The following is a 23315-nucleotide window of genomic DNA, read 5'->3' on the forward strand; positions in this document are numbered from 1 at the left end:
GACTATACCAGCCAGCTCTCTTTGTTTCTTATTTAGCGAGCTCGTAAATCGCCTCAGCGTAGATGGCTGCGGCACGTAATAAATCTTCTATCTCCATATATTCATCGACCTGATGCGCCACATCTTTAGCACCTGGGAACAATGCGCCGAACGCAACGCCTGCTTCGAGCGAACGGGCATACGTGCCGCCCCCGATGGCCATCAAGTTCGCATGTTCACCCGTTTGACGTTCGTATACGCCTGCTAGCGTCTTCACAAGCGGGTGATCTTCTGCCACGTGATGTGGTGGCATATGTTGACGCGTCTTCAATTCAAATCCAAGCGACAAGGCGATTTCGCGAAGGTTTTGCAACCGTTCTTCAAACTTCGCCGTATAAGGATAGCGAATATTCACTGTTGCTGTACGCTCGCCTTCACTATAACGGAACACCCCACCGTTGATCGTCAAATCACCTGTCTCATCACTCGCTTCAATCCCGAGCGAAATTCCACGTGAGTCTGCAAACACGTGACGAACAAGTTCGATATAGCGTTCTCCCTGAATGTCGAGTGGAAGATGCAACAAGAACCCTGCGAGGACATAGGCCGCGTTGATTCCGTTATCCGGTTCCATCGCGTGCGCCGCTTTACCTTTCATCGTGAACGTATATGTGCCACGATCGTATTCGCACGTTCCGTCCGCTTCATATTTTTCAAGATAGGCCTCGAACTTTTCCTCGAGTACCTCATCCGTCTTCAATTCGGCTTTCGCGAAGTCTGGTACCATATTCGGACGTTCTCCGCTCGTGAATGATAGAAGATGGTATGCAGATGCGGGTACATGTTGAATCGGTAGCTGGGTCAACACACCATCGTACAATCCTTTTTCTGCATTGATAATGGGGAAGTCCGCGTCGGGTGCGAAGCCGTATGTCGGCATCTGTTCTTGTTTGAAATATTCACGGACACAGCGCCATTCGCTCTCCTCATCGCAACCTGCAATCAAACGGACGCGTTTTGAAAGTGGTAAGCCGAGCTCTTTGACGATGCGTAGACCATAGTATGCAGCCATCGATGGTCCTTTATCATCGTTACTTCCACGCGCAATGATTTTGCCATCTGTGATGGTCGGGGTGAACGCACCATACGTCCATCCTTCCCCTGCTGGTACGACGTCAAGGTGACATAAGATCCCGACGATTTCCTCGCCATCCCCATATTCCAAATGTCCAGCGTACCCGCCAACATCTTTTGTTTTAAATCCGTCACGCTCACCGATCTCAAACATGTAGTCGAGCGCTTTTCGAACCTCGGGACCGAACGGCATGTTCGGTGCGCTTTGTGACTCATCGAGTACGCTAGGGATCTCTAGTAATCCTTTTAAGTCCTCTAAAAATGCATCTTTACGATTGTCGACTTCCTGTCTCCAATTCATGTTCATCTCCCCTTTTGCGAATGTTCTCTCCCTTACTAGTATATCCAAATGTATGAAAGACGAACATTCATTTAGAAAAGTTTTTTTCGTTCGTGTTTAAGCTTCTTTTCGATGTAAAAAAATAATCTTCATTCGATATTTACGTTCATAATCAAATCTTTACAAACAGATTGTTCGTGCTTTCCACTTGCATTTTTGCTCAAGAGCGGTATACTAAAGGTGTAATTTTAGAAAATAACAATTTTATATTTCATTTTGTCGTCTGTAGGTATGGTTTGTCATTATTCTACACATTGGGAGGTTATCCAATGAAAGGCTCAACAGATCGGATGTTAACGCGCATCAAGTCCATTTATTTGTTCATCAATGAAAGGGAATCCGTTACCACTTCAGAACTAGTAGAAGAGTTCGGCATCACGTCACGCACTGTGCAACGTGATTTGAACGTACTTGAGTACAATAACCTTGTGGAGAGCCCTAGCCGTGGCACGTGGACTTCATCAAAACGTTCACTCAAGACGGCAAATTGAATTGTATATGTATATTCAAGAGACCTGGCGTTCAGGTCTCTTTTTTATGAATGAAGGTTTTGTGGTTTTAGATTGTATCAATTGCTTAAGATGAGGTGATGATGTGAAAGAAGAAATAATGAAGTACATAGAGGACAATTTCCCAAACCTATCTGGAGAAGTCCATCTAAGATTCGAACTTGGCGAACCGTATAAAAACGGAACGGATGAGAGAATAGAGCAAGTTGTAAACAGAGTGACTACATTGTTCGAGGAAGTGTTTCAATCTGATAATTACATCCATATCTTTATCAAGGATTGGAACGAAACAGAGGACATCATGTTCGGGAATACCACTCCCGAATATTTGTATGGTTTATTCATGAAACAACAGATTGAAGAAGAAACGTTATTTGAATTAAATGAAGATATTGACGAAATAACAGGGGAAATTATAGAAATCAAACATGAATATAAAGCAAAATTTGTATCCTCGCAGATCAAGTCAATCTCTTACGAGAAAATCCTTAGAGGTATAGGAAATTACGAGCAAGGAAGAGAACCTTCAATTGGACAAGCTGTTTACTTTATTAGCACCGAAAAGAACATCGTGTTTCATATGTACGATGATCGAGGTTGTATCATAAGTTCAAATGAAGTTGAACCACTTGTTCCTTTGTATCACAGATATAACGACTGGTTGGTTGACTCTTGGCGTGATGATTTTGATGCCATTTTCAAAAAGATATAATCGAAAATCAGAGCTTTTTATACAAAAAGAGAATCCGTCCCATCAGACAGATTCTCTCATCTTCTTATGATTGAAGAAACAGTTGAACTTCTTCTTCCGTCAACTCACGATATGCCCCGAGCTCAAGCATCTCATCGAGTTCTAGCTCCCCGATTTGAACACGCTCCAATCGTTCGACATGTTTGCCTACCGCCGCGACCATTCGTTTCACTTGGTGATACTTCCCTTCAGAAAGTGTGAGACGGATGACCGAACGACGTCCGCTCCGGCTCAGTATCTCGAGACGGGCCGGCTTCGTCGTATAGCCATCCTCTAACTCAACCCCATTCGCAAACGTCTTAATGTCGTCTACTGTCATCTCCCCATCGACTTCGGCGACATACACCTTGTCGACATGTTTACGTGGTGACATGAGCGCGTGGTTGAACGCACCGTCGTTTGTAATGAGGAGAAGCCCCGTCGTATCTTTATCGAGGCGTCCGACCGGGAAAAGGTCATAATGGGCATACTCGGGATCAATCAACTCGATGACCGTCGTCTCGACTTGATCTTCCGTCGCGCTGATCACACCCTCCGGCTTATTCATCATGAAATAAATGTACGGACGATACTCGACCACTTCCCCGAACACCGTGACCCGTTCTGATTCTGGGTTAACATGTCGTTTTGCATCTTTTACAGGTGCCTCATCGACTCGCACCGCCCCTTGTTTCAATAGGATTTTCACGTCTTTCCGTGAACCATATCCCATGTTTGATAACAATTTATCAATTCGCATTATACGTTCCTCCGATATTCAAAGCGTTTCCCTAATAGTTTCCCTGCGAGATGGCTACGCCAACCGAGATAACCATATACGAGAACGCCAATTGTCACTCCGACGATTGTCGCAAATACATCGTTCCCCCAACTTGCCTCAGCACTCAACGTGACGAGGAGGGAAAGGTAAACGGTCGCGTACATCGCCGCACCCATCAAAAACATCAAGATGGTCCGACGAAGCAGTTGCTTATACGGGAAATGAAGTGACCGTTGAATCATCCATACCATGAGAATGATCGCTACAATATATCCAGCAATCGTCGCATAACCGGCACCGATTCCACCGAGCCAATAGACGAACGGCACGTTCAGAGCAAGTTTCGCCAAGAGCCCCATCGATGTGGCAAAGATGGTGAAGTATTGACGGTTGATTCCTTGAAGGATGGCAGCCGCGACCGAATAGTATGCTAAGAAAAAGGCACTTGGTGCATAGTGGAACAAATACACCCATCCCTCACGGTCCCCCGGGAACAATGTTCCGAACAATGGTTCTGCAAGAGCAACGAGACCGATCACCGCAGGAATCGTCACAAAGAACGATACTTGGAAAATATGATTGACTTGGTTTCGTACTTTTTGCATATCGCCCGTCGTAAAGGAACGAGTGACGAGTGGGATGGTCGCCATCGAAACACTCGCCGCAATCGATACAGGGATTAAGACAATTTTATGAGCGTTACCCGTTAAGAAACCATACGCCGACGTTGCTTCAGAAACGGTCGCACCCGTACTGAGCAATGTATTGACCATCGTCAATTGATCAATCAATTGATAGAGAGGGGTCGATACCCCGACCATCACGATTGGGATTGAGTAGCTAAGCAACTCGAGCAACAACGATTTCATCGAGCGGACGGGAGTTCCTGCTGGGTTCTCTGTCTGACGATGAATGTCCTTCCGACGCTTCCAATACATGATGAGCACGGCGAAACTACCGATTGCCCCGATGAACGCACTGAACGTCGCAATCGTGACGGCGATGACTTTCAGTCCATTCAATTCAGTCGTTTCAACAGATTGCGTCCCTCCAAGGGCATTCGCAATCGGTTGGATGAAGTCCGAGTCCGCAAAGACGAACAAGACGAGCATCGTTCCACTGAGAAGGAACAGGATGCGTACAATCTGTTCGACGACTTGCGAGATTGCCGTGGGAGCCATATCTTGATGTCCCTGGAAATAACCGCGCACCATACTCATCGCCGGGATGAGCAGTAACGCAAAACTGACGCTTCGTGTCACGAGTGTGAGCGAGTCAATGTATTGCTGATTGTTCTCTGAGTTTCGCACCATTAGCTCCGATAACCATGGTGCCGCAAAAAAGAGTAATAAAAAAGCGACGACACCGGTCGCAAGCATCAGCTTCATTCCTTGTCGGAACAGTCGTTGACTTGTCCCGTATTCTCCTAGCGCGTTATATTTTGCGATAAATTTCGAAACAGCAACAGGAATCCCTGCCGTCGAAATGGAGATCATGATCGCATAATACGTATATGCGGCTTGATACAATGTCACTCCGGCAATTCCGACCATCGCTTGGAACGGGAATGTGTACAATAGTCCTAACATTCGGGAAATCAAGTTTCCCGCCGATAAAAGAAGCGTCCCTTTGACGAAGGAGGCTCTTCCAGAATCTTGTTTGGCGCTTGATGACATGAGGCACCTCCATCTATAAATCAACTATTTCAATGAATTCGGTTTTACAAAACAACCGCTTCTCATTATACTCTTACTGTTACGGATAATAAAGTTACGATAATTTTACTAATCATATAGATGAAGAAATGAGGAGATACCTATGAAAGATGTCATCGTCATCGGCGGAGGACCGAGCGGACTCATGGCAACGTATGCAGCGGCGAAAAGTGGCGCTTCGACCTTATTGATCGACAAAGGATCGAAACTCGGTCGAAAATTGGCCATTTCAGGTGGAGGACGTTGTAACGTCACGAATCGAAAGCCAATCGATGAATTGATTCAGTTCATTCCCGGGAACGGTCGTTTCTTATACAGCGCCCTTGCCCAGTTCGACAATCAATCGATCATCGACCTGTTCACTGGATTCGGCATCCCTCTGAAAGAAGAGGACAATGGTCGCATGTTCCCCGTGACGGATAAGGCACAGGATGTGGTCAACACGTTGCTTCGGGCGATTGAAGACCTCGGCGTCGAGATTCGAAAAAAGGCTGAAGTCAAAACGCTACATTTTAATGAAGAAAACGAGTTTCATGCGGTCGAATTGATGGACGGTGAAATGATTGAAGCCAAAGCTTGCGTCGTCGCGGTCGGCGGACAATCCGTCCCGCACACCGGTTCGACAGGTGACGGTTATCCGTGGGCAGAAAAAGCCGGACATACCATCACGGAACTCTTCCCGACAGAAGTGCCAATCAAATTGAACGATTCGTTCATCGGAACGAAACAGCTTCAAGGACTATCGTTACGAGACGTCGCGTTGACCGTGCACGGCAAAAAAGGGAAGGCAATCAAGACACACCAGGGCGATATGATTTTTACGCACTTTGGAATCTCAGGTCCAATCGCGCTCCGCTGCAGTCAGTACACGATCAAAGAACGGAAGCGTAGTAAAGAACAAGTCGTCCTCTTGTCACTCGACTTCTTCCCGGACACGTCACGGGATGAGCTCGTCCAGGAACTGTGGAACCAAGTTCATGGCCAACCGAAACGTGCCGTTAAAAACGTATGGAAAGGCTATATCCCCGAGCGACTTCTTGACTTGTTGTTAGAAGAGCTCACATTTGGTGAAGAAGATGCGAGTCAACTGAAGAAACAATCCGTTATCGACTTCGCAACACGTTTGAAAATGTTCGAGATGCACGCCGTCGGGACACTCGACTTTGATAAGGCGTTCGTCACAGGTGGCGGCGTATCGGTTAAAGAAGTTGCGCCACAGACGATGATGTCAAAGAAGGCACCCGGTCTCTTCTTTGCCGGCGAAGTACTCGACATCCATGGATACACGGGTGGCTACAACATCACGGCCGCCTTCACGACAGGACATTGCGCCGGATCGCATGCAGCTGAACTGGCCACAGAGCGGTAAAGGGTTCGGTCCAACGTATCGTCTGCGTACTATTGTGATCACTATCAATCAAAAGGCTTGATCCTGTCTCATTCAGGATCAAGCCTTTTCACATTCTTTTCAGCTTAATTTTCTAATTTCATCACATCTCGATACTTATATGCTTTTAAAATCTCGTGATCTTCCTTAAATGTCCATTCGGGAATCGACAGCTCTGGATGCGCCGTCAAATAGTCATGGAGCACATCCCTCCCTAGAATATAGTTACTCCAACGTGGCATATCCTTTTGATAATTACCGACTACAAAATCAGTAAAGGATGTTTCGTAATCATTCACTCGACTCGCGATGTGTTCCATGGTCGCATCATCTAATGGCACATGCCATGGGGGAGAAACCCCTTTGACAATCCGATCAGCAAATGCGTCCGCTTTCCCTTCGATAATAATAGACTCCAGAGTCGAACTAAGATTGTATTCGTTTTGATCACGAAGAATCAGATGATGATACTCGTGAGCAGTCGAATAGGCTAGAACATCTTTGTCAAAATCTGTATCGAGAAACAAGATGAATACGTCTTTGTATGCTGCTGCGCCTACTCCTTTCAACGGTTCACTATCGTAAAAGAATTCAGGATTATACGGTGCAATAAACACTGTGCTCTTCTTTTTGGGTAAGATTTGATTTGAATCTGCATATGTCGATGCAATAATCTCTTTAATCTCGTCAAGCTGCTCGATTAATTTGTCTAACTGCTTCAGCAATTGTTGCTTATGAGGGGTCGGCTTTAGATTAAAATCAGTTTTTAATCTAGATGTATCAATCTTTTCTTCCTCTCCGACTTCCCCTATGTAATCGAGTACGTATTTTTTGAAGTTTTGTTTGCTCTCCTCCGAATCGGTTGATTCAAGGGATGCGTTCAAATATTGCTGGTATTGGGTGTAAAGTGGGACGATTGTCAATTCATTCTCTTCATTGATTTTTATCGTTTCGATTGAAACGTCAGGCTGTGTTTTTAACGTTTTTTCATATTCACTACATGCCGTTAATAGAAGTGCTGAACTTACACATAGAATACCGAGTACTTTTTTCAGTTGAACGACCTCCATCTCAATGATCAATATTCCTCGATTACTTACTTATGTTAAATTATACCATAAATTACTCTTATGACCTTTCCGATCCCATCTAATATCAGGATATCGTCACGACCATCACAACAAAAAACGGCTTGAACCCATTCTAGTGAGGGCTCAAGCCGTTTGTGATTATTCTTTCCCTGCGATTTGACGACGCACTTCTTTTTCGAGCTCCGGCTCCGGTGGCATCCATCCTTCAGGTTTCATAACTTTATTGTCCGACTCGCGTAAAATCGGCTTCCCATCCGGTCCAAGCTTCGCCATATTGGCGCGCTGGACGATTTCAAACAACGGAACGGGGTCGAGTCCGAGTTCAACGAAACTGCCCATCACAAAATATAACGCGTCCGTTAACGCATCCCCTTGTCCGACGAGACGTTCCACATCATCCGATGGTGGTGTGTCTTGCAACGATTTTTGGACCGCTTTTTGAAATCCTAATTGGAATTGCTCGATGGCTTGTAAAAACTCTTCTTCCGATTGCGAGGATTGATGCAAAAACTCGACGACCGCTTCCTCTGCCGTCCACACCGACCGCTTCGTCGCGCGATCAAGCGTCAACGGTTGCGGCGATTTTGCCCCTGGATGTCCAAAAGTTTCATGAAATTGTTTCACTTCTTCAAAAAAATATCGTTTGCTCATTTGTCATTCCCCCATGATCAGTCCACGGATACGAAGGCATCCAAATCGAATACTTCCGGGTGGACGATTGCAAAGATTTCATTGTCTTGTAAAAACATACCGGTCGAGTCATACACGCGAGGCGTCACCATCTGACCGTTGATGGTCCCTTCTTCTGGGTTGACTGTGTAGAGGACGAGCTCTTCTGAGTCGAGCACGTAGATGCGTCCTTGTCTCTCGACAAGGCCGACTCCTTCGAATCGCTCAAATTTTTGTTGGATCGAGGCACTCATCCCGTCAGCAGACAACGCTTGGCGTGAATCAAGCATCCATTCGGTTTCGAGTTCTTTTTCCTCATCCTCTTCTTGAACGTTTCGCTCATTTTCAGGTGCGTCTTCAGTTGCAGCCGTTTCGCTCGAGGCATCGTCATTCGTCGAGACGTTTTCTGTCGTTGAATCTTCCGATGATTCTTCTGTTTCTTTAGTAGTCGTGTCAGCATCAGTTGACGCTTCTGATGATTTTTCATCTGTAGGATTTTCCGGTTCAATCTCGCGCTCTTCGATATAAAGGAGCTCAAGGTCCGGTGTATCCGCCAAGCGATTCATCATGAACAGACGCTTCGATTCCCGGTCATAACCGAGACCAAAGATTCGATCTTCTGACAGAAGTCCTTTAATTTGTTTACGTGGTCTCTCGACCCAGCGTCCTTCTTCTCGTTCGATTGTGACGAGAGTCCCGTTCGCAGTCACCGCGTAGACAAGATCTTCTTCGATCATGCGCATTCCGATAAAGTCATCGAGGCGCTGTTTCCCTGAATTCTCAAGTTGGAGCACTGAGTTGACGCGCGTCCCATTCCCGCTCACTTCGAAAAATTCAGCCTGTTCGGTAAGTACAAGATAGGCTCCAATCGTGTCGCTATAGTACACTTCATCAATCTGATTAATCTGTTCGAGCGCATCGGTCGTATCAATATCTTCATCATCTTGCGCCGCTTCCACAGGTGGGAGGGATGCCGTTTGATGGCTTGTTTGAATATCAATTTTTTCAAATGTCGAGGCGACCTGTCGCTGAATCTCTTCATCAGAGAAGACAAAGATATAGCAAAGAATCACACCGACCACGACGGCACATAGTGTCGTGTATAGCACATAAGAACGTTTCATGGACATGTCGTCCCCTTCTCCTTCAGTATCGCCCTTTAGTGTATCAAAACCGACCGTAAAAGAAAATGACCTCACCAAAAAGAAAAGAATGTGCGACAATGTCACACATTCTTTTGATTACCCCACTACAATATTGACGAGTTTTCCAGGAACGACAATGACTTTACGAACCGTCTTGCCTTCTGTGAACTCTTGGACACGCTCGTTCCCGAGTGCTTCCGCTTCAAGTGCTTCTTTTGATGCGTCACGCGAGACGTGCATTTTCGCACGAAGTTTCCCGTTCACCTGGATGACGACTTCAATCGTGTCGCTCACAAGTTTTGACTCATCGTATGTCGGCCAAGCCGCATACGTCAACTCTTCCGTCATGCCCATCTTCTCCCACAACTCTTCAGACAAGTGTGGCGCGACTGGTGAAAGCATCTTGATGAAGTCGACCATTTGCGATTTCGGCAACGTCTCTTGTTTGTTTGCTTCATTGACGAAGACCATCAACTGCGAAATCGCCGTGTTGAAGCGAAGGGCTTCATAATCTTCCGTCACTTTTTTCACCGTCTGATGATACGTGCGTTCAAAGTCGGCAGTCGGTGCCACGTCTGCGAAGTTCGTCTGATCGAACAAACGCCAGACGCGGTCGAGGAAGCGACGTGCCCCGTCAAGTCCATTCGTCGACCATGCGATGGCCGCGTCAAGTGGTCCCATGAACATTTCGTAAAGACGGAGTGTATCAGCTCCGTGTGACTTCACGATATCATCTGGGTTGACGACGTTCCCACGAGATTTTGACATCTTCTCGTTGTTCTCACCGAGGATCATCCCTTGGTTATAGAGTTTTTGGAACGGCTCGTTCGTTGGGACGACACCGATATCGTAAAGGACCTTATGCCAGAAACGTGCGTAGAGCAAGTGAAGAACGGCATGCTCCGTACCCCCGATATACAAGTCGACCGGAAGCCAACGCTTAAGTTTCTCAGGATCCGCGATCATCTCTTCGTTATCTGGATCGATGTAACGGATGTAGTACCAGCAGCTACCTGCCCATTGTGGCATCGTGTTCGTCTCGCGACGACCTTTTTCCCCTGTGACAGGATCTGTATACGTCAACCACTCTTCTGCGTTCGCGAGTGGCGACTCGCCCGTACCAGATGGTTTGATTTCATCGATGATCGGAAGTTCGAGCGGAAGTTCTTCGACCGGTACCGTCTTCATCGTTCCATCTTCCATGTGGACGACCGGGATCGGCTCGCCCCAGTAACGTTGACGGCTGAACAACCAGTCACGAAGGCGGTATGTCGTCTTCGCACGCCCTGTACCACTCGCTTCGAGCTCTTCAATGATTGTCTTGATGGCATCGGCTTTATTAAGTCCGTTCAAGCTACCAGAGTTGACGTGCTCTCCGTCTTCGACGTAAGCCGCCTCTTCCACGTTTCCACCTTTGACGACTTCACGGATCGGGAGGTCGAACGTTTTCGCAAACTCATAATCGCGCTCATCGTGTCCAGGAACAGCCATGACTGCACCTGTCCCATATGTCGAGAGAACGTAGTCCGCTGTCCAAATCGGAAGTTTCTCGCCGTTCACCGGGTTGATCGCATATGCGCCCGTGAAGACACCTGTCTTCTCTTTGGCAAGGTCTGTACGCTCGAGGTCGGTCTTCTTCGAGACTTCCTCGATGTAGGCTTCGACTGCCGTCGATTGTTCAGGCGTCGTGATCACTTTCGTGAATGGATGCTCCGGTGCGAGCGTCACATATGTCGCCCCGTGAAGCGTATCTGGACGTGTCGTGAACACCGTGACGATCTTATCGTGACCGTCGACCTTGAAATCGACCTCGGCACCGACTGATTTGCCGATCCAGTTGCGTTGCATCTCTTTCACGCTCTCCGGCCAATCGAGACCTTCCAAGTCTTCAAGCAAACGCTCCGCGTATTCTGTGATGCGAAGCACCCACTGTTTCATTGGGACGCGGTAAACCGGGTGATTCCCACGCTCTGACAAGCCATCGATGACTTCCTCGTTCGCAAGGACTGTACCGAGTGCCGGGCACCAGTTGACAGCGACTTCATCGACGTATGCAAGTCCACGTTCGAAGAGCTGCGTGAAGATCCATTGTGTCCATTTATAATATTTCGGGTCCGTCGTGCTAATTTCACGATCCCAATCGTATGAGAATCCGAGTTCTTTCAATTGGCGGCGGAACGTTTCGATATTGCGCGCTGTGAACTCACGCGGGTCGTTCCCTGTGTCGAGTGCATATTGTTCGGCAGGTAGACCAAATGCATCCCAGCCGATCGGGTGAAGGACGTTATATCCTTGCATCCGTTTCATACGTGCGATGATGTCAGTTGCCGTATAACCTTCCGGGTGACCGACGTGAAGACCTGCTCCTGATGGGTACGGGAACATATCAAGCACATAAAAACAATCCTTCTCCGGGTCCTCTGTCGTTTTGAATGCTTCTTTCTCTTCCCAACGCTTTTGCCATTTCGGCTCGATTTCTTGATGTTTAAAATAGCTCAACATTCTTCCTCCTCTGCATAATAAAAAGCCTTTCGTCCCCGAAAATGGGACGAAAGGCTTGAAAGCTCTCCGCGGTACCACCCATGTTGCATTGCTGCCACTTGAGACGCCGGTAACGAGGCGTAACCCCGGTTTTCCCTACTCGTTTCAGGAAAACAGCTCCAAGGTGAGTTCACGACCTCCATTTATCGATTCACACCAACCATCGACTCTCTTTGAAACGGAACGTTCGCTACTAATCCTCTTCATCGCTTGCTATTCATCGTAGTCTATTTTAGCCCATTCTGAAATTCAACGTCAACTTGATTTTTCTGTGACGCGAATGTCTTTCATGACGACAAACAGTGTAAGGGCAAACGTGACGAGTAGGAGAAGCATGCCAAAGACCGCCGTGATGCCAAACATATCGTAGACAAATCCGGACATTGTTGGCCCAATCATACGACCGACAGATGCTGCGATATTGACGAGTCCTTGATATTGGCCAGCTTTACCTGGAGGGGCAAGTTTCGCTGCAATCGTTGGGACTGCTGGCCAAACGAACATTTCCCCAATCGTCATGACGACCATCCCGACCATGAACATCCCGAATCCACCAGCAAACGGGACAATCAAGAAGGCACCAAGGAAAATGGAAGCTCCGATGATTAACTGACGTTTCAAATCGTCCTCAAACTGTCGAAGCACACGGTTGAGTAATGGCTGTGCGAAGACGATCATCGCTCCGTTCACTGTCCATAGTAGTGAGTACTGACTGATTGTGACACCGAGATCTTTCGAATGAACGGCAATCGTTCCTTGCCACTGCACATAGACGAACCAAAGGACCGCATATCCGATGGCGACGTACCACATCGACTTCATCGTTGCGCTCGAGAGAGTCGTGGCGGCAGCCTCAAGTTGTGATTGCACGACAGGACGTGCCGGGTTCTTCAAATAACGAAGCCCAAATAAGAGCACCACGACAAATAAGACGGACAAGGAGAAGTTCGCATAGAAAATCCACTCAATGTTAAATCGAGCGATTTGTCCACTCATCGCCGTACCGAGAGCGACCCCCACATTTTGCGCAACATAAATCGCATTGAACGAACGACGTCCTCCTTCTGGCCAGATAAGACCCGCAAATGCGTAAACGGTCGGAAAGACGAGTCCACCTGAGAAGCCAATCAAACCGAGCCACACTAAATAGCCGAAGAACGTGGCGTGGAACAGTAAAAATCCAAGTGAGCTCGCAAGCAAAAGACCGACAGAGATCATGAGCGTCGTTTTTCCACCGATACGGTCGAACAACGTCCCCCCGATGTAGTTTCCGACAATCGCGAGTGCCGAGTTCACAAGAAGTGCCACCCCGGCAAGCGTCATCGACTCACCTAAAAAATCATGAATATACAGTGTGTTAAACGGCCATAAAAAAGACGCCGCCGTTGTATTGAGCGCCATCGCAATGACTAGAATCCATACCGAGATTGGCATTTTATTGTTCACACCAAGTCCTCCTTTCATTCCTCTTTCACATCAAAAAAATCGGCACATAATGGCCGAATCGACAAGATTTCCTTATCAAACCTAAACGAACGCCAAGGAAGTGTCAAGAAAAATTACTTATTATGAAGTTTTGCCATTTCCCGTTTGTGATAGCATGAGCAAGGAAGGAGAGATGATCATGAATCCATTTGGTCAAAACCGATATCATACGCTGAATGAGGCATATCGCCGAGAATATGGAGGGAAGGTATTCAAGGTACCGCTCGATGGCGGATTCACCTGTCCGAACCGTGACGGTCGCGTCTCAAAAGGCGGATGCACCTTCTGCTCAGACGATGGACGTGGTGATTTCGCGGGAAATGCCTGTGACCCAATTCCCGTTCAATTTGCAGAAGTGAAGGTCCGGCTCCACCGGAAGTGGAAAAATGCCAAGTACATCGCTTATTTTCAAGCGTTTAGTAATACGTATGCGCCGGTCGAGCGGTTACGTGAATTGTATGAACCGGCACTAAAAGAAGATGGGGTCGTCGGTCTCTCAATTGCGACACGTCCAGACTGCCTACCGGACGACGTCGTCGCCTATTTAGCAGAACTGAATGAACGGACGTCCCTTTGGGTGGAGCTCGGTCTTCAGACCGTACACGACACGACCGCTAAAAAGATTAATCGTGGACACGACTATCAATCGTTTTTGACAGGTCTTGCGAAACTTCGTCGTCACAACATTCGTGTCTGCGTTCATATCATCAATGGCCTCCCAGGTGAGACACCAGAGATGATGCTCGACACAACACGAGAAGTTGCTAAAATGGACATACAAGGAATCAAGATCCATTTACTTCACGTCTTGAAACACACACCGCTCGCTCGTCAATACGAAAAAGGTCTACTCGAATTGATGGAGGAAGACACATACGTCTCCCTCGTCTGCGATCAGCTCGAATGTATACCTCCTGAGGTCATCGTCCATCGTTTGACAGGAGACGGTCCGCCCGAGCTATTGATTGGTCCGCTATGGAGCCGTCACAAGATGCAGGTGCTAAACAAGATTCGTGCGGAATTGGAACGACGAGATTCTTTCCAAGGAAAAAAGAAGGATGAGATCTATGGGATTAATGAGAGTACTACCTTTTGCAAAACAATTACTACATGATCATCTCGAAGAAGGACATGTCGCCATCGATATGACAGCCGGAAACGGACACGATACGTTATTCCTCGCGAAAGCCGTTGGCGACACGGGACATGTGTACGCATTTGATATCCAGTCAGAGGCCGTAGCGGCCACAAACGCACGGATTGAAGAGGCGGGTGTCAGTGACCGGGTGACCGTCATTCATGATAGTCACGATACGGTCCAAGCGGTCGTTGAAAAGGAATTGCGTCCGATTACCGCGGCCGTCTTCAACTTAGGATATTTACCGGGAAGCGACAAATCCATCACGACACACGGGAATACGACCATCGCTGCCTTGTCTCAACTATTAGAGGTCATGGCTGTCGGTGGTGTCATCGTCATCGTAATTTACCACGGACATGAAAGTGGAAAAGTCGAACGTGACGAGGTACTCCGTTATGTAGAGTCACTCGACCAAAAACAGGCAGGCGTCCTACGGTACGGCTTCATCAACCAAATCAATCATCCCCCGTTCATCGTGGCGATTGAAAAACGAGGATAAGAAAAAGGCGGCTCAGTTGAGTCGCCTTTCGTCATTCTTGAATCAATTCATAAAATGTCATGAGCGTTTCCGCAAATTTCGTGTTTAACCGCTCGTATCCAAAATGCGGGAAACCTTCCAATCGGCGGATATACACTTGATCTCCACCAATCTTTCGACAGACATTCAGTGTCAGCTTCACATCTGCGAATTGGTCGTCCGGTGCGTAGAAACAAGCGAGCGGAAGACGTGGCAAATGTTTCTTCTCTTCTTGATGCTCGACAATTTCTTCTTCAATTTCACGATATTGTGCATACGTGATTTCACCGAATCGGGACGATTCGTCTCCCCCACCAGTGAAAGTCATCATTCCGAGTGGCAAGTCTGGGCGGAAGCGGTCGACAGCACTCGCGACGACTTGTTTCAACCCACCGATTTGACGCGTTGCATGCCAGTCAAACAACGGGGAGATGTATGTGAGGCTCCCGAGTGGCACATCGTACTCCTGTAAGAGTCGATTCGTAAAGAGTGCGCCCAGGCTGAATGCCACGATGTGAATCGGCAATTTGTACTCTCCTGCCTCACGTAATGCTCGTTTGATGAGTTGTTTATGGTCATCTGCCGTCAATCCGACCGATTGGTCCCGAACGACGATGACTTCGTAGTCGTCCTGTAGCCGTCGAATAAAATTCTCGCTGATCCGTGATGTGAACTGTAACGGATACACGATGACGATGACCCCTTTTCGTGTTTCTTCATATGTCATGCTGTCGTCACCTCATTTATAGACTATGTATATTGTATCAAAAAAACATCAGTCGCAACTGATGTTTGAGGAAAATCCGTCTGGAGGCTTAGCTCGGGTCATATCGTAAATGAATGAGTTCCATCGGTCGATCATACACCTCTTCTTGGATGCGGTTCACTTCTTCAAACGATTGATGTAAGAGAAACGCAATCGCTTGATCATTCGAATTCTCAACGTACACTTCCATCGGTTGTTCTTTTGTGGATTGGAGGTGTTCCAAAAAGGCTGCGCCATACCCATTCCGATGATAGTCGGGATGCAGATAGAGACGAAGCATCTCCCACATGTCACCGCGATCGATGGCATGACAAAATCCGATGACCTCTTCATCATACTCGCCGACGATAAAGTACTGTTCTCGTGCTTCTTCACTTGAACTGATTGCTCGCACAATCTCTTCTTGGCGATAGGCGCGCTCCATTGCTCTCGTTCGATTGGAATCATCCTTTGAAATCGTCGCGAGTGCAATCGTCCGAATCAACGCCGCATCCTCTGGCACTGCTTCCCTCATCTTCATGACAGCTTCCCCCTTTTGGCCAATCTATTTGTATCATTCCCTATCCTAGCGTTTTTATCCTGCCCTTCATTTCTTTTTCATGACGAAACATAAGAAAAGGTTATATCGAGATTCGTCAAGGGTATATCACAACCAATGCCAATCATATGAAGGAGTGTTCAAGATGGAACCAAAACTAGAGCATGACCCGAAAGTAGAACAGACAGCAAACCCGAACCGCCAATTTGATCAATTGGACGGGGGAAGTCCAAAGATCAATGTCGTGACCGGAATGTTACTCGGTGCCCTCGTCGGTGGACTTCTTGCCTTACTGAGCTCATCCAATCGTGAGCAGACGAAGCAATCCCTTTCGAATGCTAAATCGTCGGTCGGAGGCATCGTCAATGAAGTGAAACAAGATCCTGCCGGAAAAGCTTCCCAGGTAATTGAACAAGTGAAAAGTGCTTCGTCTAAAATACAAGAAGTATCTACAGATGTTCAAAACGTCTACGAGAAAGTCGTCGGTGAGGTTGATACCGTCAAACAGGATGTCAATCAAATCGTCGAGACGGCCCAAGAAGCCAAGTCTGATTTACAAGACATCGGTGAAAAAGTTGTTGAAGCGAAAGACACGGCACTTGGACAAGAAACTCCTTCAAATGATTCGTCGGCGAATCATGAAAAGACACAGTCCCCTCCTACAACGTAAAAAAACGACCTTTCCGCGGAAAGGTCGTTTTTTTTGATTACGCGAAACGCTTCGCGCCTTCTTCAAGAATGGCTGCTTTATCTGTTTGCTCCCATGGGAGTTCGATGTCTGTACGACCGAAGTGACCGTATGCTGCCGTTTGTTTGTAGATTGGGCGACGAAGGTCGAGCATCTTGATGATGCCTGCCGGACGGAGGTCGAAGTTCTCACGAACGAGTTCAACGAGTTCCGTTTCGCTCAATTTACCTGTGCCGAACGTATCGACAGCGATCGATACTGGGTGTGCAACACCGATTGCGTACGCAAGTTGAACTTCCGCTTTATCCGCAAGTCCTGCTGCAACGATGTTTTTCGCTACATAGCGAGCTGCGTATGCCGCTGAACGGTCAACTTTTGTAGGATCTTTACCAGAGAATGCACCGCCACCGTGACGAGCGTATCCACCGTACGTATCAACGATAATCTTACGTCCTGTCAAACCTGCATCCCCTTGTGGTCCACCGATTACGAAGCGACCAGTCGGGTTGATGAAGTATTTTGTTTCAGCATCGATGAGTTCAGCCGGAATGACTGCCTCGATGACATGTTTTTTCAAGTCTTCTTGAATTTGCTCAAGCGTGATCTCTTCAGCGTGTTGTGTCGAAATAACGATCGTATCGATGCGAACAGGGTTGTTGTCCTCATCATACTCGACCGTTACTTGCGTCTTCCCGTCCGGACGTAGGTACTCGAGCGTACCGTTCTTACGTACTTCAGCAAGACGACGTGACAACTTATGTGCCAACGAAATCGGAAGTGGCATGAGTTCAGGTGTCTCGTTTGTTGCATATCCGAACATGAGACCTTGGTCTCCTGCACCGATTGCATCAAGTTCCTCTTCAGTCATCTGACCTTCACGTGCTTCAAGCGCTTGGTCAACACCTTGCGCGATGTCTACTGACTGCTCGTCAATCGATGTCAAGACGGCACATGTTTCTGCGTCGAAACCGTATTTCGCGCGCGTATATCCGATTTCACGAATCGTTTCACGGACAACTTTCGGGATATCCACGTAAGTTGACGTTGTGATTTCACCAGCTACGAGTACAAGACCTGTTGTGACAGACGTTTCTGCCGCAACACGGGCATTCGGGTCTTCCGCTAAAATGGCATCCAAAATCGAGTCAGAAATCTGATCACAAATTTTGTCTGGATGTCCTTCAGTAACCGACTCTGAAGTAAAAAGTCGACGGTTCAATTTTGACATTCAAAAAACCTCCTATAATAAGGGTAATATGTGGACGGTACTCGTTCCCCTTACGCGTTGCTTTGGGACGGTAATGAAAAAAACCTCCCCCGATGACATACATTGGGAAAGGTTGAATCGTTCTTCCTTACCCTCTTATCGTTCGAAGCTAATGGCTTCGCTTCAGGATAGCACCTTTTCCGCACAGGACTTCATGTCGGACGGTTGCTGGGCTTCGTAGGGCCTTGTTCCCTCCACCGCTCAGAATAAGAGTATCCGTTACGAAAACCATCATATAAATGACACTCGGTTATGTCAAGGGAATCGAACAAATTCGTAAAAGTTTTCACAGACTTGCAAAACATTTCTGTTTGTGAATCGTCAAACATTTTTTTATTTCGTTTCTATTTTTTAACACCTTGTGATAAGAGAATGTGATAAACTGTCTGTGTAAGAAAGCGCTTACTTAGAGAGAAGAAACGCTTGTGTTTAATTAGTGTGTCACATATAATTAAAAATGTCATACTGATTAAACGTAATCGCGGAAGTATGCGGATTTCATCCACATCTATTTAGGGGAAAGGTGGGATTCAGGATGGCGACAACGCTCCTGAAAATCGAAGAATTAATTAATGGTGCCGACATGTTACGGAACTTGACGGTTCCAGAATTGGTGGAAGAAGCCATTCAAAACGGTGAAGGGGTACTGACGAAAGACGGGGCATTATCTGTCAGCACAGGTGCTTTTACCGGACGGTCACCGAAAGACAAATTCGTCGTACAAGATGAAGTCAGCAACAACCTCGTCGATTGGGGGAAAGTCAACCAACCAATTGCAGAAGAGAAGTTCACAGCACTTCTTGACAAAGTAGTCGACCATTTAGAAAAGAAAGATAAACTTTACTACTTGGAAGCTTCTGCCGGTGCTGACGAGCACTACAATTTACCGGTTCGTGCCATCACAGAGTATGCATGGCATAGTCTATTTGCGAAACAGCTCTTCTTACGTGATTGGTCTACGAACAGTGCGTTCGACCCGTTCACAGTCATTTATGCACCGAGTTATAAAGCAGATCCAGCGGTCGATGGTACGAACTCTGAGACGTTCATTCTCGTTTCATTCGCCAAGCGCACGATTCTAATCGGGGGAACAGAGTACGGTGGCGAAATTAAGAAATCCATTTTCTCTGTCATGAACTTCCTATTGCCGGAACAAAACGTTTTATCCATGCACTGTTCGGCAAACGTCAACGATGCAAACGAGACAGCCCTCTTCTTTGGTTTATCGGGAACCGGGAAGACGACACTCTCTGCCGACCCTGAGCGTCACTTGATTGGAGATGATGAGCACGGATGGTCACCAGACGGGGTCTTTAACATCGAAGGTGGTTGCTACGCGAAGACGATCAACTTGTCGCGTGAGAACGAACCTGAAATTTATGATGCAATCCGATTCGGTTCTCTAATTGAGAACGTCGTTTTGAACGATGACCGTACACCGGACTATAAAAATATTTCCTTAACGGAGAATACCCGTGCGGCATATCCGATTGAGTTCATCGACAACGCGATGCTCCCATCTCGTGCAGGTCATCCAAATACGATCGTCTTCTTGACAGCAGACGCATACGGTGTCTTGCCTCCGATCAGCAAATTGACGAAGGAACAGGCAATGTACCACTTCTTGTCTGGGTATACCTCGAAACTCGCTGGCACGGAGCGCGGGGTCACAGAACCTCAAGCGACGTTCTCGACTTGTTTCGGCTCACCGTTCCTTCCGCTCGCTCCAGAGCGTTATGCGGACATGCTCGGTAAATTGATTGAAGAACATGATGTCGATGTCTATCTTGTCAACACAGGTTGGACAGGCGGTGCCTATGGTGAAGGATCACGTATGAAACTCGCTTACACGCGTGCGATGGTCAATGCCGCAGTCAACGGCCAGCTTCGTGACGTCGAGACGACGAAACATGATATTTTCAATGTCGAGATGCCTGTAGCTATTGAAGGCGTACCAAGCGATGTGCTCAACCCACGCGATACGTGGAGCGACCCAGCTCGCTACGATGTCGAGGCCAAAGCTCTCGCCATGAAGTTCAAAGAAAACTTTAAGCGTTTCACAAAAGCAAACGAATCGGTCATCGCGGCCGGTCCACTCGTCATCTAATAAAAAGCACCGACTCATCGAGTCGGTGCTTTTGTATTTCGGAGCATCCAATCCATTGCTTGTTCGGTCGTTTCCCATTTGTCCCAAAACGGGAGTTGATGGCCGAACGGGAGTACCCAAAATTCAGCTTGCTCCCCTAACTTCTCTGCGACAGCTGTCGCATGGCGTAAACGAACCTGCTCGTCATCCGTCCCATGAATGATTAGCGTCGGGGCCACCCAATCCTTGTAGAGCGGTGAGCGTTCCGTATATGCCGCTTCTGCCGATTCAGGATCCCCACCTGTCATGCGACGTAACATTTTCCGCATCGATCGTTGTTCTTCATACGTCCACTCAAGATTCGTCACACCGGCCCACGAGGTGACGGTCGTGACCGGTCGTTCAGAAGCGAGGGAAAGGGCCATCATCCCACCACGTGAAAAACCGAGTGCATGAATCGGTCGTCCGCTCGTTTCGATACGATCGTAAAGGGAGAGCACATCTTCCAAGTCTGCACCACCGAAGTCCTCTTTCCCTGTGCCGCCGTGATTGCCCCGGTAGACCGGAGCCACCACGTGAAAACCTCGGGCCGCAAATTGCATGAGGCGTGGTAACCGAACGTCCCCGATTCGTGCCGTTCCTCCTCGTAAGTACATCAACACCTGTCCGTTCGACCGTTTCGGTTCAATCGAATAGGCGACGACCTCTTCCCCATCATTCGTCGTGTACCACCCACGCGTCACTCGGTAACCGGCGTATGGTGGCAACACGTCGATTCGGTCAAACCAACTGTTGCTCATGGAGTACCCTCATCGTCTCTGGTAAGACGCGATCTTTCATCATAAAGCTATAACGCGGATTCCGTAGTAGATTGTCCGGCAAGACATCGATCAGGACGGCCCCATCCGTCTCGTCGACCGCGGGATGATCTTCGAATCGTTCAATCTCCGCAAAATAGATATTTTTGATGACGGTGTCGCCGCGACCGAGCACACGATATTGACCCATGTATCGTAACGTCTTGACGACGCCTCCGGTCTCTTCATATACTTCCCGGATGGCAGCGGCATCCTCATGTTCTCCTGGCTCGACTTTCCCACCTGGGAACTCAAGCCCGCGTTGTTTATGCTTCGTCAATACCCACTTGTCCTTGTAACGGGCGACCACCCAGACGTGGAGCGGTGTGTCTGAGAACGGATAATGGGTGAAGCTTAACTCGACTTGATTATGATAGTAATCCTTGAATGTCTTCATAGTCCATCCCTTTCTTTCCCCTGTCTACTCTCACTTTACCTTGTCTTCACCCAGTTTCAAACAAAAAAATCGGTCCGACTGGCGGACCGATTCGTTTTCTTATTGATTCAAGCGTTTTTCGAGTTCTGCTTTTTGTTCTTCATAGCCCGGTTTACCGAGTAATGCGAACATGTTCGCTTTGTATGCTTCGACGCCTGGCTGGTTGAACGGGTTCACCCCGAGGATGTATCCGCTCATCGCACATGCTTTTTCGAAGAAGTAGAACAAGTAGCCGAGGTGATACGGTGTCATCTCTGGCAATTCGACAACTAAGTTCGGTACGTTTCCGTCCGTGTGCGCAAGAAGCGTTCCTTCTGTCGCCTTATCGTTCACGAATTGAATCGTTTCACCTGCAAGGAAGTTCAAGCCATCCAAGTCTTGCGCGTCTTCTGGGACGTTCATCGAGTGACGGACTTCTTTCACACGGATGACTGTCTCGAACAAGTCGCGACGACCTTCTTGGATGTATTGCCCCATCGAGTGGAGGTCCGTCGAGAAGTCGACAGCCGCAGGGAAGATTCCTTTGTTGTCTTTTCCTTCAGATTCTCCGTAAAGCTGTTTCCACCACTCCGACACGTAGTGAAGGGCTGGCTCGTAGTTGACGAGCATCTCAATCGATTTGCCTTTGGAGTAAAGGGCGTTACGTACGACTGCATACTGATACGCTTCGTTTTCAGCCAATTCTGGTGAGCTGTAGGCGTTTTGTGCATCACGTGCGCCTTCCATCAAAGCATCGATATCGATTCCTGCAGCGGCAATCGGAAGAAGTCCGACTGGTGTGAGGACAGAGAAGCGTCCACCGACATCATCTGGAATCACGAACGTTTCGTATCCTTCTGCGTCCGCGAGCGTCTTGAGGGCGCCACGGGCACGGTCTGTCGTCGCATAGATTCGTTCACGCGCTCCATCTTGACCATACTTGTCTTCCATGAACTGCTTGAGGACACGGAATGCAATCGCAGGTTCTGTCGTCGTTCCTGATTTCGAGATGACGTTGATTGAGACGTCTTTCCCTTCGAGCACTTGAAGCAATTCTCTCATATACGTGGAAGAGATATTATGGCCTGCATAGAATACTTGCGGGGCCTTGCGCTCTTCTTTTGACAATACGTTGAAGAACGAATGTTGAAGCATTTCGATTGCTGCACGGGCTCCGAGGTAAGATCCTCCGATTCCGACGACGACGAGAACATCTGAATTCTCACGGATTCGTTCTGCCGCAGCTTTGATTCGTGCGAACTCATCTTGATCGTATTCGGTCGGAAGGTCGACCCACCCAAGAAAATCACTTCCGGCACCGCTCCGCTCGTGAATCACCGAGTGAAGGGTTTTTACCGTTTCTTGCATTTGGTCGACTTCATGCTTCCCTACGAATGAGAGCGCGTTTGAATAATCGAAACGTACAGTTGACATGTCATTTCCTCCTTTAAATCGCTCCTGAAAGAGCCATACATGACCCATCATAAACGGAAACGTCGGATTCGTTCAATCATTATTGCAAAATAGGCAAGAA

Annotated in this window: 21 protein-coding genes, 1 riboswitch and 1 other annotated feature; of the genes, 7 read left to right on the forward strand and 14 right to left on the reverse strand. The window is 47.7% G+C overall.

The genetic code is table 11. The features are described from left to right. Positions 1-28: 28 nt before the first annotated feature. A complete protein-coding gene (pepV, locus tag KNO90_RS02755) occupies positions 29-1414 on the reverse strand; it encodes a dipeptidase PepV (RefSeq protein WP_483299184.1) in 1386 nt (461 codons plus the stop codon). A gap of 308 nt (positions 1415-1722) precedes the next feature. Between pepV and KNO90_RS02760 the strand changes: the two genes are divergently transcribed. Next, positions 1723-1944, forward strand: a complete 222-nt coding sequence (locus KNO90_RS02760; protein WP_012726776.1) for a DeoR family transcriptional regulator — start codon at positions 1723-1725, stop codon at positions 1942-1944. Between the two features lie 103 nt (positions 1945-2047). Next, the gene (locus KNO90_RS02765; RefSeq protein WP_215112957.1) at positions 2048-2674 is read left to right on the forward strand and encodes a DUF3885 domain-containing protein; all 627 of its coding nucleotides are present in this window, start codon (positions 2048-2050) and stop codon (positions 2672-2674) included. Positions 2675-2738: 64 nt separating this feature from the next. On the opposite strand, the gene KNO90_RS02770 is transcribed toward KNO90_RS02765, so the two are convergent. Both KNO90_RS02770 and KNO90_RS02775 read right to left on the reverse strand, forming a co-directional pair. Next, on the reverse strand, positions 2739-3452 hold the full coding sequence (locus tag KNO90_RS02770; protein ID WP_215112958.1) for a pseudouridine synthase: 714 nt from the start codon (positions 3450-3452) through the stop codon (positions 2739-2741). Continuing rightward, positions 3452-5149 carry a putative polysaccharide biosynthesis protein gene (locus KNO90_RS02775; RefSeq protein ID WP_215112959.1) on the reverse strand — a complete coding sequence of 566 codons (1698 nt, stop codon included), beginning with the start codon at positions 5147-5149 and terminating at the stop codon, positions 3452-3454. The genes KNO90_RS02770 and KNO90_RS02775 overlap by 1 nt, the downstream gene beginning before the upstream one ends. A 142-nt stretch (positions 5150-5291) precedes the next feature. Here KNO90_RS02775 and KNO90_RS02780 point away from each other — a divergent pair, with 142 nt between their 5' ends. Beyond that, the gene (locus tag KNO90_RS02780) at positions 5292-6557 is read left to right on the forward strand and encodes a BaiN/RdsA family NAD(P)/FAD-dependent oxidoreductase (RefSeq protein WP_214741448.1); all 1266 of its coding nucleotides are present in this window, start codon (positions 5292-5294) and stop codon (positions 6555-6557) included. Between the two features lie 104 nt (positions 6558-6661). Here the strand turns inward: KNO90_RS02780 and KNO90_RS02785 are convergent, their stop codons facing one another. From KNO90_RS02785 to KNO90_RS02805, 5 genes are all read right to left on the reverse strand, one after another. Continuing rightward, complete coding sequence (locus tag KNO90_RS02785) at positions 6662-7645, reverse strand: DUF2268 domain-containing putative Zn-dependent protease (RefSeq protein WP_215112960.1); 984 nt, start codon at positions 7643-7645, stop codon at positions 6662-6664. Between the two features lie 159 nt (positions 7646-7804). Beyond that, positions 7805-8317 (reverse strand): pyrophosphohydrolase domain-containing protein, encoded by a 513-nt coding sequence (locus KNO90_RS02790; RefSeq protein ID WP_214741452.1) that lies wholly within the window; start codon positions 8315-8317, stop codon positions 7805-7807. A gap of 17 nt (positions 8318-8334) precedes the next feature. Further along, positions 8335-9459 (reverse strand): hypothetical protein, encoded by a 1125-nt coding sequence (locus KNO90_RS02795; RefSeq protein ID WP_251127308.1) that lies wholly within the window; start codon positions 9457-9459, stop codon positions 8335-8337. A gap of 117 nt (positions 9460-9576) precedes the next feature. After that, positions 9577-11982 carry a leucine--tRNA ligase gene (gene leuS / locus KNO90_RS02800; RefSeq protein ID WP_214741456.1) on the reverse strand — a complete coding sequence of 802 codons (2406 nt, stop codon included), beginning with the start codon at positions 11980-11982 and terminating at the stop codon, positions 9577-9579. A 39-nt stretch (positions 11983-12021) separates the two neighbouring features. Further along, positions 12022-12237: a binding site (T-box leader), on the reverse strand. A gap of 39 nt (positions 12238-12276) precedes the next feature. Next, entirely contained in the window at positions 12277-13467 is a 1191-nt protein-coding gene (locus tag KNO90_RS02805) for an MDR family MFS transporter (RefSeq protein ID WP_214741458.1), read from the reverse strand. Positions 13468-13645: 178 nt separating this feature from the next. Between KNO90_RS02805 and mnmL the strand changes: the two genes are divergently transcribed. Then, positions 13646-14620, forward strand: coding sequence for a tRNA modification radical SAM protein MnmL/YtqA (gene mnmL / locus KNO90_RS02810; RefSeq protein WP_215112961.1), 975 nt, complete (start codon positions 13646-13648; stop codon positions 14618-14620). Further along, complete coding sequence (mnmM, locus tag KNO90_RS02815; RefSeq protein ID WP_215112962.1) at positions 14574-15146, forward strand: tRNA 5-(aminomethyl)-2-thiouridylate-methyltransferase MnmM; 573 nt, start codon at positions 14574-14576, stop codon at positions 15144-15146. Before mnmL ends, mnmM begins: the two co-directional genes overlap by 47 nt. A gap of 31 nt (positions 15147-15177) precedes the next feature. Here the strand turns inward: mnmM and KNO90_RS02820 are convergent, their stop codons facing one another. Continuing rightward, positions 15178-15891: an alpha/beta hydrolase gene (locus KNO90_RS02820; protein WP_214741464.1), complete on the reverse strand. Its 714-nt coding sequence runs from the start codon at positions 15889-15891 to the stop codon at positions 15178-15180. Positions 15892-15979: 88 nt separating this feature from the next. Beyond that, complete coding sequence (locus KNO90_RS02825) at positions 15980-16450, reverse strand: GNAT family N-acetyltransferase (RefSeq protein WP_214778104.1); 471 nt, start codon at positions 16448-16450, stop codon at positions 15980-15982. A 163-nt stretch (positions 16451-16613) separates the two neighbouring features. Between KNO90_RS02825 and KNO90_RS02830 the strand changes: the two genes are divergently transcribed. Continuing rightward, positions 16614-17138: a hypothetical protein gene (locus KNO90_RS02830; protein ID WP_215112963.1), complete on the forward strand. Its 525-nt coding sequence runs from the start codon at positions 16614-16616 to the stop codon at positions 17136-17138. A gap of 37 nt (positions 17139-17175) precedes the next feature. Here the strand turns inward: KNO90_RS02830 and metK are convergent, their stop codons facing one another. Beyond that, positions 17176-18384, reverse strand: coding sequence for a methionine adenosyltransferase (gene metK, locus KNO90_RS02835; RefSeq protein ID WP_012726792.1), 1209 nt, complete (start codon positions 18382-18384; stop codon positions 17176-17178). 132 nt (positions 18385-18516) lie between these two features. Beyond that, positions 18517-18636: riboswitch (SAM riboswitch) on the reverse strand. Between the two features lie 322 nt (positions 18637-18958). Between metK and pckA the strand changes: the two genes are divergently transcribed. Next, the gene (gene pckA, locus KNO90_RS02840; RefSeq protein ID WP_214741470.1) at positions 18959-20530 is read left to right on the forward strand and encodes a phosphoenolpyruvate carboxykinase (ATP); all 1572 of its coding nucleotides are present in this window, start codon (positions 18959-18961) and stop codon (positions 20528-20530) included. Between the two features lie 14 nt (positions 20531-20544). Here pckA and KNO90_RS02845 read toward each other — a convergent pair whose 3' ends face one another. The 3 genes from KNO90_RS02845 to KNO90_RS02855 form a co-directional block, all read right to left on the reverse strand. Next, entirely contained in the window at positions 20545-21309 is a 765-nt protein-coding gene (locus KNO90_RS02845; RefSeq protein WP_214741472.1) for an alpha/beta hydrolase family protein, read from the reverse strand. Further along, complete coding sequence (gene ytkD / locus KNO90_RS02850) at positions 21290-21763, reverse strand: RNA deprotection pyrophosphohydrolase (protein WP_012726795.1); 474 nt, start codon at positions 21761-21763, stop codon at positions 21290-21292. Before ytkD ends, KNO90_RS02845 begins: the two co-directional genes overlap by 20 nt. 99 nt (positions 21764-21862) lie before the next feature. Further along, positions 21863-23215: a glucose-6-phosphate isomerase gene (locus KNO90_RS02855; RefSeq protein WP_214741474.1), complete on the reverse strand. Its 1353-nt coding sequence runs from the start codon at positions 23213-23215 to the stop codon at positions 21863-21865. Positions 23216-23315: the final 100 nt, after the last annotated feature.

It is taken from the genome of Exiguobacterium sp. s63 (genome assembly GCF_018617335.1).
Taxonomy (GTDB): Bacteria; Bacillota; Bacilli; order Exiguobacteriales; family Exiguobacteriaceae; genus Exiguobacterium.

Coding starts and splice junctions, on each gene's coding strand:
- KNO90_RS02845 (WP_214741472.1), bottom strand. CDS start 21,309: ATGAGCAACAGTTGGTTTGACCGAATCGACGTGTTGCCACCATACGCC.
- metK (WP_012726792.1), bottom strand. CDS start 18,384: ATGTCAAAATTGAACCGTCGACTTTTTACTTCAGAGTCGGTTACTGAA.
- mnmM (WP_215112962.1), top strand. CDS start 14,574: ATGGGATTAATGAGAGTACTACCTTTTGCAAAACAATTACTACATGAT.
- ytkD (WP_012726795.1), bottom strand. CDS start 21,763: ATGAAGACATTCAAGGATTACTATCATAATCAAGTCGAGTTAAGCTTC.
- KNO90_RS02830 (WP_215112963.1), top strand. CDS start 16,614: ATGGAACCAAAACTAGAGCATGACCCGAAAGTAGAACAGACAGCAAAC.
- mnmL (WP_215112961.1), top strand. CDS start 13,646: ATGAATCCATTTGGTCAAAACCGATATCATACGCTGAATGAGGCATAT.
- KNO90_RS02795 (WP_251127308.1), bottom strand. CDS start 9,459: ATGAAACGTTCTTATGTGCTATACACGACACTATGTGCCGTCGTGGTC.
- KNO90_RS02855 (WP_214741474.1), bottom strand. CDS start 23,215: ATGTCAACTGTACGTTTCGATTATTCAAACGCGCTCTCATTCGTAGGG.
- pckA (WP_214741470.1), top strand. CDS start 18,959: ATGGCGACAACGCTCCTGAAAATCGAAGAATTAATTAATGGTGCCGAC.
- KNO90_RS02825 (WP_214778104.1), bottom strand. CDS start 16,450: ATGAAGATGAGGGAAGCAGTGCCAGAGGATGCGGCGTTGATTCGGACG.
- KNO90_RS02770 (WP_215112958.1), bottom strand. CDS start 3,452: ATGCGAATTGATAAATTGTTATCAAACATGGGATATGGTTCACGGAAA.
- KNO90_RS02780 (WP_214741448.1), top strand. CDS start 5,292: ATGAAAGATGTCATCGTCATCGGCGGAGGACCGAGCGGACTCATGGCA.
- KNO90_RS02820 (WP_214741464.1), bottom strand. CDS start 15,891: ATGACATATGAAGAAACACGAAAAGGGGTCATCGTCATCGTGTATCCG.
- leuS (WP_214741456.1), bottom strand. CDS start 11,982: ATGTTGAGCTATTTTAAACATCAAGAAATCGAGCCGAAATGGCAAAAG.
- KNO90_RS02790 (WP_214741452.1), bottom strand. CDS start 8,317: ATGAGCAAACGATATTTTTTTGAAGAAGTGAAACAATTTCATGAAACT.
- KNO90_RS02775 (WP_215112959.1), bottom strand. CDS start 5,149: ATGTCATCAAGCGCCAAACAAGATTCTGGAAGAGCCTCCTTCGTCAAA.
- KNO90_RS02760 (WP_012726776.1), top strand. CDS start 1,723: ATGAAAGGCTCAACAGATCGGATGTTAACGCGCATCAAGTCCATTTAT.
- pepV (WP_483299184.1), bottom strand. CDS start 1,414: ATGAATTGGAGACAGGAAGTCGACAATCGTAAAGATGCATTTTTAGAG.
- KNO90_RS02785 (WP_215112960.1), bottom strand. CDS start 7,645: ATGGAGGTCGTTCAACTGAAAAAAGTACTCGGTATTCTATGTGTAAGT.